The organism is Bacillus sp. ME78, from assembly GCF_903970865.1.
Taxonomy (GTDB): Bacteria; Bacillota; Bacilli; order Bacillales; family Bacillaceae_G; genus Bacillus_A; species Bacillus_A cereus.
This window is the reverse complement of the sequence record NZ_CAJCKK010000040.1, coordinates 20,829-35,790: the sequence shown is the minus strand read 5'-3', so window position 1 is coordinate 35,790 and position 14,962 is coordinate 20,829. Positions and strand designations below refer to the sequence as shown.

The window sequence follows — 14,962 nt, the reverse complement described above, 5'->3', positions numbered from 1 at the left end:
CTCCTGGATCATCCGGTGATAATAGGGTACCAATGCAGGGTGGCGACTTAGTAGTTGAAGTTCCTGTTGTTTTAGATGGTCGAGATGTGGCACGCGGTACTTATCGCTATACAACCGAATATCAAGAAAGAGAAACAAAAAGAAACGCAGACTTTTAGGTTTGGGTTTCTTTTATTTTATAAAGAAATGAGGTGTCAAAATGAGCTCTTTCAAATTTAACAATGAACGTAAAAAGTATATCCAAATTGCAAAAGGTTGGAAAAGACCAACTTGGGCACCATTGAAACGGAATTTTCTAAGTACCCCAGGATATCCAGGGGCAAGATTATTAAATACACAAACAGAAATGCGTGTTTTATCAATTCCTGTAGGGATTATAGTTCCTGATGATGCTGATTTAGAAATGGTAAAAGAAGAAATTGCAAGTTGGTTAATAACAGATCAACCAGTAGAGCTTATTTTTGATGTAGAACCCAATAGAACATATTTAGCAGTTGTGGATGACAGTTTTGATCCAGATGAGTTTGTAACACTTGGAATAGGAACACTTAAGTTCATTTGTCCAATGCCATATAAGTTAGGTCCTGTACAAAGTAAAACCCTTACTATTGAGAACAGTGATTTAAAGTCTAACTTTATTAACAAAGGATCTGTAGAGTCTAATCCAATTATTGATATAACTGTAGGGGCAAAGAGTCCTTTTCTGGATGTATGGAACGGGCTAGAGTACTTCAGACTTGGTTATCCAGTCCCAATACAGACGGTTGTGGTATCTAGAGAGGAACGTATTTTATGGGATGAAATGACGGACTTAACCAAATGGACACCGTATACTCAAAAAATCGGTTATATTCAGCCAGCAGGTAGTTTTAAAGTATGGCAAGGTTACGCATTCTATGCTGAAGATTATGGTAATGGTACCGCATGGCATGGACCTGTAATGACTAGGGCAATTCCTCAAGATGCTACTGATTTTATTTTAGATTGTCAATTCACACTACAATCTACTAGGGTTGGTCAAATGGGTTCTGTAGCTGTATTTCTTCTAGGAGATAATGATGAAGTTATGACTATGCTGGATTTAACAGATTACTACAATACTATGCAAAACATCAATGGTAGAGTAGGCGTAGGTTGGATGGAATCTGAGGTCAATAAAGATAACTATAGAATCATAGAATCCACAGGTGGTATTCGTGAAGGATCGTTCAATGATTTTAGAGGTCACTTGTCAATGAAGCGTGAAGGTAACAAGTGGTCTGCTAAGGTATCTAAATACAGAGCGAATACAGAGATTGATAACGATACTGAATTAGATTATTGGATAGACATAAGCAACACATCTAAATATACAAGTATGAAGCCGAAAAAAATTGCTGTAGCAGTTACTAAATACGGAAATAATGATGCGATGGAAGTCGCATTTATTGAAGATGTTAAGTTTTACAAGATCAATCATTTCGATAAAGATGTAACACCTTATATTTTTGATATAGGAGATAAAATTCAAATAGACACAGAAAGATCATTAGTAACAATCAATGGAACAAATGCAATTGCACTAAAAGATATATTTAGTTCATTCCCTGTTATAAAAAGAGGGAAAAATGAAGTTATAATACGTCCAGCAAATGTAGGAATAGCAAAGTTAACGTATAGGGAGCGATTTAGATGAGTACACCAAGTGGAGACTTACATGTTGTTGATTTTAAAACAAATCAAATCGTTTCAGCTATACAACCTAAAGACTATTGGGATGACAAACGACATTGGGAAATTAAAAATAATATCGATACACTAGAATTTAGGGTATTCGAAAATACAGATCATGCAGCAACACTTGTACAGCAAAATTTAGTATTAAAAGAAGTACGTGGCGGTAGAATCGTTCCTTATGTCATTACAGAAACGGAAAAAGATTCTAAAGATAGATCATTAATGGTTTATGCATCTGGTGAATGGATTCAGCTTGCTAAAGCAGGAATTATCGAGCCGCAAAAAATAGAAAGTAAAACATTGAAACAATGTATGGAAATAGCTCTTAAAGGGACGAAGTGGAAAATAGGTAAAACCGAACATGATGGAGCGCATTCAATGGTAATTGAAGAATTTACTGATCCATTGGATTTACTTAAGAAAATTGCCGCTTCATTTGAATTAGAAATTCAATATCGTGCTGAAGTTGTTGGTTCTAAAATCGTTGGACGCTATGTGGATATGGTTCAGAAACGAGGAAGAGATACAAGAAAAGAAATAACCTTTGGTAAAGATTTAATAGGAATTAAACGTATTGAGAACTCTCAAAGTATTTGTACAGCCTTATTAGGTTTTGTAAAAAAAGAAAACGGAGAATTCATTACAATCTCATCCATAAATAAGGGAGTTCCTTATCTTGTAGATGATGCAGCTTATCAACGCTGGAATGAGAACGGAAAACATAAATTCGCTTTCTACACTCCACAAACAGACGACCAAAATATGTCTCCAGAGAGACTGTTGACTCTAATGGAAACGGAAATGGGTAAGCTTGTGAATGCTTCCGTTTCTTATGGAGTCGATGCGCAAAATATAGCAAGAATACCTGGTTTATCACATGAGGAAATCAATGAGGGAGATACAATTCGAATTATAGATGAAGGGTTTACACCTAAGCTATATATTGAAGCGCGAGCTATTGCTGGTGATGAATCTTTTAAAGATCCTACACAAGATAACTATGTATTTGGTGATTATCGTGAAATCGTTGATCAAAATGATGAGTTGCGAAGATTATACCAAAAGATACTAAGTTCATTGTATGACAAGGTTCCACAGGAGTTATTTGACCAATTAAATAATAAAGTAAAGGAACAAAACAAAGACATCATTGATGCTAAAGATAAAGCTGATCAGGCTCAAAAAGAAAGTCAAACAGCAAAAGATTTGGCAGAAACAACACAGAAATATATGGAGCAGAACATGGTTGATATTATCGAACAACCAACGGCTCCTACTGAGAATTTACGTGATGGAAAAACTTTGTGGGTAGATAGTTCTGATCCTGAAAATAAGGTGCAGAAACTTTGGAAAGGTGGTCAATGGCAAAGGGTTACTCCCGATACAGGACCATTAAAGCAAAGTATTAAAGATGTTAAGGAAGATATTGAAACAGCTAAAACAGAATTGAATCAAAAGGTTCAAGATGTGGAAGGTAAAGCGCAAGAAATAGCTGGACAAATAGTGGATGTTCAAAAGCAAGTTAATAACAAAGTAGACCAGACCTGGATCAATAATCAATTAAAGGATAAGGCTGATAAAACTGGTGTTTATACGAAAGATGAAATTAAAGATGGTTTCATAGGTAAACAAATCTATGAAACTGATAAACAAGGGAACGTACAGAATTTCAAGGATATTAATACATCTATTGGTCAAACGAACGAAGCTCTTAAACAGAAAGCTGAGAAGTCAGAGCTAACGAAAACAAATGACGGTTTAACTAAACTTCAAAACAAAACGAATGAAATTGAAACAACAGCAAATGGCACTAAACAAAAGTTAAGCGAACTAGAAACCACTGTTAATAACACAAATGTCGGTGTAAGAAACTATGTCCTTGAATCTGATAAATTTATATTACCACCTGACACAAATCAAAGTTTCAGATTTGTAAATGATTTAAAAGACTTACAAGGAAAACAAGTTACATTAAGTGTTTATGTTGAAATTAAAAATGCAAAAACTGGCGTTAATCCATCTAATAGGATTGGTTTTGAACCTTCTATACGATATTCCGATAATTCAATTCAACATCTAGGCGTTTGGTTAAGAATAACGGATGGTATGAATTTTAAAGGTATTATAAGTACGACTATATGGATTAAAGATATAGGGATATTAAAAACAGAACAGAATGCAGTGTATATTCAATGTGGCGGAGACTATGTAAAAGTAGGTAGACCGAAAATAGAAATTGGAAACAAAGTGACAGACTGGACACCAGCGCCAGAAGATAACGTTTCTAATACGGACTTCACTAAAAAAACAGTAGAAATTGAGACTACTATTAAAGGGATTAACACTACAGTTTCTAATGTTCAAAATGAACAAGGAAAGCTTACGGACCGTATAACGAAATCCGAGCAAACCGCAGATGGATTTAAAACTTCTATTGAATTGTTAACGAAAAAAGATAATGATATCAGCAATAAATTAAATACAGTCGAACAAACTGTAGAAGGTACAAAGAAGACTATTTCTGATGTGCAGCAAACAACAAACGACTTGAAGAAAACAACAACTGAAATTAAAGAACAAGCAGGAAAGATTAGTGAAAAATTAACAAGTGTAGAAAAGAACTTCAATGAGCAAGAAATAGGAGTACGTAATTTAATATCAGATACGAAATATTGGGAAACAACGCAAATAACTTCAAATTCAGCTTATGGAGTATTTAAGAATAACTTAAATCAAATATTTAGTGAATTAGCGGGTAAAACTGTAACATTTAGCTTCGATGTGAAAATTATAACAACGGATAAAACGGCAGGTCGTGTTCAGTTCTATGGTGAAAACGGTTCACCTAAATATACATTCGTTAGACAAATATTCACAGGAATTACGGAAGAATTCCAACGGGTTACGTACACTACAAAAATTACAGAACAGACTAATAACACAGGACAAGCGAGACTGGAATTTTGGGGAATAGATGCTAAAACAACAAAAATCATTATTCGAAATTTCAAACTTGAAAAGGGGAATAAAGCTACTGGATGGTCACCAGCGCCTGAAGATCAAGTAGCAACCGATGAATTCACCAAGAAAACAACCGAAATTGAAAAAAGTGTGGACGGTGTAAAAACCACTGTATCAACTGTTCAAAAAGACCAAGGTACAATGCAAACTACCTTAAATCAAGTTAAACAAACAACGGATTCTAATTCACAAACCATTACAACTCTATCTCAAACACAAGGCAAACAAGGGGAGGTTATTCAACAAAACACGAGTGATATCACACAGTTGAATAATCAAATCAAATCCAAAGTAACAGATACTCAAATGCAAGAATATGTAGGTGGATTAGGAAGTACGAACTTACTATTTAATACTGCATTTGAAGATCGAGTAATAAACGCTACTACAGGAGCTGTAACGAGTAGAAAACCGAGTATTTCTAAATGGAGTGTCGGTCCAAACGGCAGTAACTTTACAGCTGTACCAGAAACAGCGAGAAACCATGACGGTATGAATTCCGTTAAATTAGAATCGTCCGGGCAGACAGTAGACAGAAATGCAGCGTTCTATCAATCATTACCTGTATCTCCTAACTCCGGTGATTATGTGTTATCTGCATGGTTTTACACAGATGCAGTTGCTACCATAGATAATACAGCATTTGTAATGATTGAATTTTACAATGGTTCTACTTGGGTTACGAATAAAGTCGTACAACTTGTACCATTACTGACTAATGGATCATGGAAATTTGTTAGTGTAACTATGCCATCTCCTGCATCTGGTGTTACTACGATACGTTTCGTAGTGGTTATTAGAAAAAACGGTAGACTTTGGGTATCGCAACCACAATTACAACAAGGTATTACACCTTCTAGTTTCATGGAGAATCCGAAAGACTATGCCAACTATGACCAACTTGTAGGCGAAATTGCAAAGAAAGTGGCTACTTCTGATTTTGATAGTAAAGTTTCTAAAATGGAAACAACGATCAATCAGCAATCTAACAGTATTGACCTAAAGGCAGAGAAAACGGATGTATACACCAAAACAGAAGCGAACGGTCAATTTGGAAGTAAGGCAATGGTGGAAAAGCACGAAAGCTCTATTACATTAATGTCTAATGAAATTAATTCAACAGTCAAAAAAGGCGATATTATTTCATCTATCAATCAAACAGCAGAAGCAGTTAAAATTAGTGCAGGTAAAATACAATTAGATGGAACAACAATAGCGAAGTATTTAGAAGCGCAGGAACTTAAAGGTACAACCATACGTACAGACAATGGTTCTAATTATGTTCACATTCAAAAGCAATTTATACGTTTGATGGAGTCAAATTTAAATCGAATGTTTATTGGTTATTACAAAAGAGCTGTTGATAGCCAAATACAACCAACAATACTTATGCATGATGATGTGGATACATCACGTTTCCGCGATGGTACTTTAACAATATCTCAATTCCCAGTGAAAGGAGAAAATTACTATACCGGTAGCTTTGGTATTGTTAAAGGTTATGATGCGGATCAAACTCCACATTATTGCGCCAAATTAAATGTGGATACAAATGGGGATGTATCTCTTAATGGAGATAATTATATTTATATTACTGGTAAGAATGGAGTCACCCTTAGGTCTGATAAACAATTAAGCGCTTATACTAATACAATTCGTTTAGATTCTGTTAGCCACGTAGATATTCTTACTGGTGGAGCTTTGTTTATGAAAAGTAATCAGAATACAGAGGTCAATTCTGGTGGGCATACACTTATCACTTCTGGCAAAGGTATAAGTCAGTATGCAAAAAATGGATCATATTGGGTTGAAGTAGCCAACGGTGCTACCTTCACAGTATCTAATCCATCGAACGCATTTTGGGTAGACTCTGCTGGTGGAATAACATTAAAAGGTGGATCTAAATCCGTATGGATGGACAGTCAGTCTGCCATTGTATTCAACTTAAAAGGTAAAAATATGCTTGATATAGTTGCAACGCCAAACACTGAAACAGACCTTCGATTCCAAACAGTAACCTTGCGTAACGGTAACATTGATGGATATACAACACTTCAGGTTAAAAATGGGTCAGGAAGTGCATATAACGCTGTTACAGCATCAGCTTTTCAAACGGCATCGAAACGTGAATACAAAACAAATATTCGTGATGTGCAGTTTAGCGCAATAGAAAAAATTATGGCACTTCAAATCCAACAATACAACTTGAAAACAGATATAGAAGACTTGTATGAGAAGCGAATGAATCGTGTTGAAGGGGACCCAATTCTTACAACAAACGATATAGAAACTCACTATGGGTGGATTGCAGATGATAAAAATACTCCTGGGTGTTTTGTTACAAAAGAAAGAAATGCAGCTGAACTATATTCTTCATTAGCAATTCAAATAAAGGCATTTCAAGAAGAAAAACAAGCGAAAGATGCTGAAATTCAAGAGTTAAAAGAAGAAAATAAACAAATGAACAGTAGAATTGAAGTTTTAGAACAATTGTTACTTCAAAATTTAATTGATAAGAAACCAGAGCAGCTATAAGCTGTTTTTATTTTGCACAAAATACGGCTTTTATAAGAAAAGAGGGACAAATAGATGTCTCTCTTTTTATTTTGAAATGAGGTGGTCAAAGTGGAAGGATTACAAGAAGTAAGAAGTGACGTTCAAGAAATAAAGCAAGATATTAAGGACATTCGCTTAGAGATTAAAAGTTTAGAAATGCGGACAACAGGTAACGAGAAAGACATTATCAATATCAATAAGCAATTAGATAAAATCAGCGCCAATACTACCTGGATTTTGCGACTTATAGTTGGCGGAATTGTTGGTGGCATTCTCACTTTCTTAATGAAAGGAGGTGGTATGTAATGTTTGAAATTACTGTAATGATTGGAATTGTAGTTGGTCTTTCACAAATTGGAAAAACAATTGGATTACAAACAAAATATGTTCCGTTATTAAATTTAACGCTTGGCATTGTGCTAGGCGTTTTATTTTTGGGCGGAGATATCAAAACAAATGTATTTCAAGGAATCATCATTGGACTGTCAGCAAGTGGATTATTTGACCACACAAAAATTATGAAAAAGGATGTTGATGCTAAATGAAAAAGACAATGAAACATATTACCTCGTTACTTATGATTCTAGTACTTGCTGTTTCTTTTGCTACAAGTGCTTTGGCTGATAGAACGCTTATTATTCCTGATTTACCGAAACAACCATACCGTTATGGTGTAGGTGCTTATGAGGGCGTTGTAGCGCATTCTACAGCAACTCCAGAAGCTCCAGCTATTAACATTCAAAAATATGAGTCTCGTACATGGAGAAATGCATTTGTTCACTATGCAGTCGATTGGGATGAAACAATCCAAATTGCTGATACAAAATACATTGCTTATGGTGGCGGTCCTGCTGCTAATAAACGATTTGTACATGTAGAGTTATGCGAAACAGCGGACTATACAAAATTCAAACGCAGCTATGACAAATACGTTAAGTTACTAGCTAAAATCTTACGTGACCGTGGGTTATCTGTAGAAAAAGGATTGTGGACACATAGCGATGTAACTCATTACCTTGGCGGTACGGATCATGAAGATCCAATTGATTACTTAAAGTCTCATGGCGTTTCAGAAGCTCAATTTAGAGCAGATGTACAACGAGCATATAATAATTCTAGTGTGGATGTTTCTGTTCCTGAGAAGCCATCTAAACCATCGGAAGTACCAACAGCAGTAACAGACGGTATCGCCTATATTGAAGGTTACAACGTTAACTTACGTAAAGGACCAGGTACAAGCTATTCTAAAATTCGTCAACTAAACAAACCAGAATCTTATATAGTATGGGCGGAAAAGGATGGTTGGTTAAATCTTGGTGGTGAACAATGGATTAAAAATGATCCATCGTATGTGAAGTTTAGTAAGAAAAATACAGCGGATTCATCTATTGTAGGTAAGCGTGTTGTTTCTAAGGTTAACAATCTACGGTTCTATGATTCTCCATCTTGGCAGGATAAAGATGTTGCTGGCTCTGTAGATGCAGGTTTAGGATTCATGATTGATGAGAAAGTCATAGTAGAGGAATCAATGCAATACAAGGTTCGTAATTCAAAAGGACAGGCGTTTTATGTTACAGCTAGTGGTGCATATGTATATGTAAAATAATAAAAATCCCTCCATCCAGTAAATTGGATGGAGGGATTTTTATTTATAAGATATAGAATTTTATGGTAATATAAAGATGTTTATTTTGTAGTAGAGAAAGGGGTATGAAAATTTGAGTAAATTCTTTAAAGAAGCAGCAACAAAAGCTCCAGTTAGCCTACCAGTTGATTATTTTAGAAATGCTTATGTATATCAACAAATCTTTCAGTATAAACCAGAACAATTTCTTAGTGCTTTATTATTTGAGAGCAATGAAATAAAACAACCATATTTTCTTTTAACAGGATATTTATTTATAGAAAAGCAAATTGTAAGTTTAACTATAGAACAAGCGGTTATGTCTTTAAAAATATTAATAGAAAAAATAAATAACTATGAAGATATTAAAATTGAAAAGCTAGAAATAGAGCAAGCTATACAAAAACTTTTAGAATTTGATGTGTCTAAGTTAGATAGAGAAGATGATTTAATTGTTAAATTAACAAATGGTCTTGTAGTTATTTTAAGTACAGAAAATAATTTGTCATCAAAATATGAAATGCAAATCCAAGTATGTAAAGATAATACTTTAAATCCAGCTATATTTAATTTTGTAGGAAGTCAATCGGCAGACGATTATGGAGAAATATACATTCAAGACATTGATTCTTTAAATTTAAAATCTCTCCATTTATTAAACGAAATTTTTATTGATATAGATATTTGCCAAGGAAATGGAATGCAAAGACAATACATATGTATGCCAATCAAGGTGGAAACTGTAAACCGAAATACAGCAAAAATTATATTTACAAGCAGTTCGTATCATTTGAAAAATTCTAGAATGCCTTTCACTGTTACGAAAGCGTCTAATCCTTTTAATGTTTTTGACTTTGTAGGAAGACATAGTGGATTTGATGTTCACATAGAAGGGTTTGAAAAACAAAAGCATTCTTATACAGTGTACATTTTAATTCAAAATCTGAAAATCGAAACTGATTTATGTGGAATTGGAAACGTTGCATTTTATGAAATAGATAGTATTGAAGATGATATCGAGGAAATGCGAAATATACTAAGGGAGAAGTTTCAAGGAGATAGTATAGCAAAAGTGACTATAGAAGCTGAAACTTCGTATGATGCGTATAATTTAGCCACTAATCAGATTGAGTGTGCATTAAACGCTTTAAATCACATAATAAAACAAGATAGTTTATATAGACTTTATTCAGTAGAAGAATCATTAACTGAATGGAATAGAGATTTACTTGTTCCTAAACCAACATTAACAACTATAGTTCATATAATCAATAATGTTACAGGGGAATTAATGACTGTAGATACCAATCATGTTATAGAGCCTACGAAACTAAGTTTAGATGAGAATATCATGCAAAAAATAGAACAACTAAATTGGTATGAAGATATAATAACAAGAGTTATGGATAAGGAAACTGATAAAGAGATTGAAAGTATATTTAATTCTTTAAAATGGCTAAAACGTAGCTGGGATGCAAATAATATTGAAGATCAAATAATTTTTAGTAATATTACAATCGAGTTTTTATTGTCAGATGAAAAGGTGCCACCGTTAATAAAAAAATCGTTGAGAAAGTGTATTGTAGAAGCAGCTATCGATGTATTTAAATTGAATTTTGATGGTTCTAATGAAGAGCAAGAAAGGCTTTCATTTGATTTAAAAAATAAATTTTCAACTTCATTAACTAATGCACCTTTATTTGTGAAACTTGAAAATTTAATACAAAGACTTCAAATTCCTATTACCGATGAAGATATGAAACTTTTAAAAAAAGTAAGAGATGCAAGAAATGCTTTGGTACATGGAAGAGGTATGCCCCCGTTGGAGAAAAATGAATTGTGGAAAGTAAATTCAATTATTGGGATGCTTATTGCATTTAAGCTAAAGGATTGGTGGGTTTTAAATGAATGTAGCTGAGATTTCGTACAAACTAGGAAAAGTTATACAAAAAACTGAAGAGGGGAAAAAACTGCAGGATTTAATGCGGATTCTAGAAGATAAAGTTTCTAATGAAACATGGAGTGATTTTCAGAACCTTTATACAAAAACGCCTAAACAAGGATTATTGCATTATTATTCTCTGAACTATGTATATGAGTTATTTAAATATCAGCAAAGTAATGAGAATCTTCAACCTTATATGAAACAAATAATTAATGAAATGTTGTCAATAAATGAATTTAAAGAAGCCTCTGATTTATCGTTATATTTTGCTAAATCAGTTGATAAAATGCTAGGAGAAATTTACAAGTCGGAGATACCAAAACAATTTGGTGATAAAATTGCAAAACCTAAATTAAAAAGAGTGATACAGGACTTACATGTTTCTATACAACGTACTAATTATGCACAATTCATATTTAAACATTACAAAAAAACTGAACAAGAAAAGCTTTTAAAATTATGTTCTGATTATGAAAAAGAGAAAAATCCGTATCCATATAGTAAAGAAAATAGAGAGGTAATTGGTAAGCTCGCTACAAATGATAAGGAACGGATGTTTCTTTGGTATAATGAAAGCATTTTTTCAATTCAGGCCTTTATCAAACAAATAATTTTTGAATCGCATTTTAATTTAATTTTTGAATTGAAACAAGAGGATGTAATAGCTAATCACGTTAAGGAAATTAATAGCTTAGAATTATTTAGAAGTAAAACTAATCAACCAGCGTATTTAAAGAGAGGAGCTATTATAAGATTTACAGCAGCTACTCAACAGCGATTTGGTTTAATAAATAGAAGTGTTTGTCATCTGCTAGAAGGAGTTTGTCAGATTGAGGGTTTCTTATATCCCGAGAAAGATAAAGAGCTTTTTATAAAATAAAATTGTAATTGACTTTAAAATCCGGAACTTTGAAGTGTATCTCTAATTGTTAGACACATTTAACAATTGGAGATGCACTTTTTTTATTCGTCCTTATTATTGTTAGATATCTTGTTAAAGAAAGGTTACTCATAGATTGCTTGCAAAAATTGAAAGTGAATGAAGAGAAGTTAAAAAATATGAAGAACATACGCAAATTTATAAACAGAAGCACAACGGAAAAATGCCAGGCATTCATTTTTTACAGTTACAAAGTACAGAGAAAAGGACGTGGAAGAGTTAGTAATAAATATGATGTTTTTGTAAAGGTCTATGTAATAGAAGAAATATAAAAAAGTGCTAACAAGTTTGCAAACGAACTTGCTAACACATATAAGAAATAGACATAAAATATCGCTGATATGCCACATTTAAAAATAGGCTTAATCAATAAAAAATCACTATTAAGAAATACCCATAAAACCATTCGTAATATCAAGAATATAATCATCCAGATATTCCTTTACTTTTAAGACGAAAACGAGGCATGATATTGATTTCTACCTCAGAGTTTGCGTCAAATAATAAAAAAATACGGTTTGTAAAACTAAAAATACAACAAGCTACAACCGGCATGAAATGGATTAAGATATTTAGAAATTTAAAAGATGATTTTCAAATAGGGGGAGAGGTGGATTTAGACCATATTCTCCAATATCCGAAAGATTATATTGTAGGAGAAAATAAAAGGGTGTTATTTCCATACAATGAGAGAATTTATAAAGTTCAAGGTACTAAAATAGAACCGGGTATAACAGTAAAGGAAAGAGAGTATTTATTTAAAGAATTTCAGCGTAAATTCTCTTATTTCACAATACTTCCAGAATGTAAAAAGGTAGCTACAAATAACAAAAATGAATTATTTCCTTTATTTGCACCAAAAGGATTAGAGACATTAATATTAGAAGTTTGGTCTGAAAATATAGCGCTGGAAATAGAACAAGCATTACTTGATAGCGAAATTGTTTTGACTAAAGTTGGTGAAAATTCTTATGTATTGAATACAGATTTTCCAGTGTTATTAAAGATTGTGAGATACAATATTGAAAAGGTGTTACAAAATCCATATAAAATGCAATATTGCCAAAAATATAAAACAAATCTTGTAGATGATGTTAAGAAAGCTGTCTATGCTACCGCGGGTAAGCGCAGTGATGCGACATTAGCATTAATCGCGATGAAGAATTGTGATGGACGCGAAAAAATTGATCCAAAACAAATTATTAGAGAGGGATTTGCACGAACAAACCGTATTTCAACATTTATTAATTTATTTATAGGACAAAATGTATCTCGTAAAACAATTGTAAATAGTATTTTTAGTCTATTAGAACAAAAAGGATTTTTGAGGCGTAGTTGGAATAAGATAAATTTACCTTGTACATATGTTAGTTTATCAATTGAACGAATATCGAAATTCGATTTCTTACCTATTTTTTCAAAAATAAAAGGAAAAGAAATTTTATATAAATTATATGGGAGTACAGAGTGGCAAACGATTGATTACGTATTATTAAATATAAATAAACATAATGCATTTTTACCACAACCATCAAAGAGAAATGATATGGGGGCTCTTTTTAAACAATATGTTTTCGAAACATTAATGGAAATTGTACAATATGCAAAAGAACAAAATGAACAAGTTTACTTCATTGTAGATGCAAATTTGAGAAAATATTGGATAAAAGAGTTACAAAATAAAGAAATTAATATAGATATTTTACCTGATATTGTTCCAGAGGTGTTAAAGGTTCCAAATTTAAATATTATTAGAATAAATACAGGTTTTGATGTACCAAGTTACGGTGTAATAGAATCTGATGATGCTCTAGATAGCATTGGCTTATATGCAGATCAAAAAGGGATGTATTATAGCACTGGTGAATATTCACTTAATTGTAGTGGGATTTTTCAGCGATATATACTTGAAATTTTACCATTGGGTGTAAAACCTGTAGAAAGGGATTATATCGCTAAAATGATACATTACATGTGCTGTAATTCTAGTATGCTTTCGAAAAAGAATGTACACATGACATATTCCGTACATATGGAAAAAGTAATGAAGACTTATATTACTGACATAGATGCAAGAGAGTTTAAAGAATTTGATGATGAATTGGATGTAGATGTAGTAAAGGTAGAAAAGAAAGATTCAATTACTCTACTTTAAATACTAGTAAACAAATCCTGCTCGTTATATCGATCAGGATTTGTCATTTTTTTATGTAAATAAGGATATCCTTTGTCAAGTATCTTTTCGTTTACATATTTACTTTATGTGCAGACAGGATTAATATGTTTTTTAGAAATACAAAAACTATATCATATGGAAAAAGATTTTTATTAATTGAAAAAATTTGAAAGGAATGGGGAATTGTGAAGAAATTAGATGTGCTCTTAATGCTATTGAGCGGCCTCTTTCCAATTGCAGGACTTACAAAGCAAATCCCTCTAGAACAATCTATATATATTGGAGGGCTTTTATTTTTTACTAGTTTCGGTAGTTATTTTGCTAAAAAGATGTATTCACGTATATGTAGCTGGATAGCGTATGCGCCATTTATAACATTACTGTTAGTTATTTGGCATCAGGATATTTCAACAAGTTCAATCATAGCAAATGCGAAAATTGCTGCATGTGTCGCGTTAATTCCATGTTTATTCCGTTTTCGTACATATGGACTTACTTTGGGCTTATTCTCATTATGGGCCGCTTTACTATGGGATATAAAAGAAGTACAGTCGTTAGTCATACTTGAACGCATAACGAGTTTAATGACAAGCCATTATGTATATATATTACTATTAATTGGAGGACTTGTATTAGGAGGATTACTTGCGATGTTCATTCACCGCAAAGAGAAAGATAATAAAGAAAATAAAAATCTACTTGGACCAAAAAAGAAACGCAAAAGATTATCAATTAAGATTCGACTTCCAAGGTTGCCGAAATTAAAGATGAAACTATTTAAGTTTGGTGGGAAAGAATCTAAAAGTAAAATGCCAGAAAAGATCCATGAGTATAAGTACGAAGAACCAGTTGCAACATATGAAATGACAGAGCAAATAGATCCATACAAAGAAAATGCAGTTCAAGGTCAAACAAGGATGGAACGCCGAAGAAATAGGTATAATGCATAATGAGGTTTAATAACCCCGTAATGACTTATCTTAA

9 protein-coding genes and 1 pseudogene are annotated in these 14,962 nt (G+C 32.8%); all 10 read left to right on the top strand.

Annotation, left to right across the window (positions count from 1 at the left end; translation table 11 throughout):
• Nucleotides 1-199: 199 nt before the first annotated feature.
• The 10 genes and pseudogenes from H6481_RS25795 to H6481_RS25755 all read left to right on the top strand — a co-directional run bounded on the left by H6481_RS25795 (nt 200) and on the right by H6481_RS25755 (nt 14,928).
• On the top strand, nt 200-1,675 hold the full coding sequence (locus H6481_RS25795) for a distal tail protein Dit (protein ID WP_182813577.1): 1,476 nt from the start codon (nt 200-202) through the stop codon (nt 1,673-1,675).
• A complete protein-coding gene (locus H6481_RS25790) occupies nt 1,672-7,272 on the top strand; it encodes a phage tail spike protein (RefSeq protein ID WP_182813575.1) in 5,601 nt (1,866 codons plus the stop codon). Before H6481_RS25795 ends, H6481_RS25790 begins: the two co-directional genes overlap by 4 nt.
• 90 nt (nt 7,273-7,362) lie before the next feature.
• Nucleotides 7,363-7,599, top strand: a complete 237-nt coding sequence (locus tag H6481_RS25785; protein ID WP_000398738.1) for a hemolysin XhlA family protein — start codon at nt 7,363-7,365, stop codon at nt 7,597-7,599.
• A complete protein-coding gene (locus tag H6481_RS25780) occupies nt 7,599-7,838 on the top strand; it encodes a hypothetical protein (protein WP_000461725.1) in 240 nt (79 codons plus the stop codon). The genes H6481_RS25785 and H6481_RS25780 overlap by 1 nt, the downstream gene beginning before the upstream one ends.
• The gene (locus tag H6481_RS25775; protein WP_182813573.1) at nt 7,835-8,899 is read left to right on the top strand and encodes an N-acetylmuramoyl-L-alanine amidase; all 1,065 of its coding nucleotides are present in this window, start codon (nt 7,835-7,837) and stop codon (nt 8,897-8,899) included. The genes H6481_RS25780 and H6481_RS25775 overlap by 4 nt, the downstream gene beginning before the upstream one ends.
• 112 nt (nt 8,900-9,011) lie before the next feature.
• Nucleotides 9,012-10,835, top strand: coding sequence for a HEPN domain-containing protein (locus H6481_RS25770; protein ID WP_182813571.1), 1,824 nt, complete (start codon nt 9,012-9,014; stop codon nt 10,833-10,835).
• Nucleotides 10,822-11,742 (top strand): hypothetical protein, encoded by a 921-nt coding sequence (locus H6481_RS25765; RefSeq protein ID WP_182813569.1) that lies wholly within the window; start codon nt 10,822-10,824, stop codon nt 11,740-11,742. The genes H6481_RS25770 and H6481_RS25765 overlap by 14 nt, the downstream gene beginning before the upstream one ends.
• A 101-nt stretch (nt 11,743-11,843) precedes the next feature.
• Nucleotides 11,844-12,074 (top strand): annotated as a pseudogene (locus tag H6481_RS29015) (hypothetical protein); the annotation flags it as partial.
• A gap of 200 nt (nt 12,075-12,274) precedes the next feature.
• Nucleotides 12,275-13,957: an RNaseH domain-containing protein gene (locus H6481_RS25760; RefSeq protein ID WP_141544704.1), complete on the top strand. Its 1,683-nt coding sequence runs from the start codon at nt 12,275-12,277 to the stop codon at nt 13,955-13,957.
• Nucleotides 13,958-14,163: 206 nt separating this feature from the next.
• Complete coding sequence (locus tag H6481_RS25755; RefSeq protein ID WP_063547407.1) at nt 14,164-14,928, top strand: DUF3959 family protein; 765 nt, start codon at nt 14,164-14,166, stop codon at nt 14,926-14,928.
• The last annotated feature ends 34 nt before the right edge of the window (nt 14,929-14,962 follow it).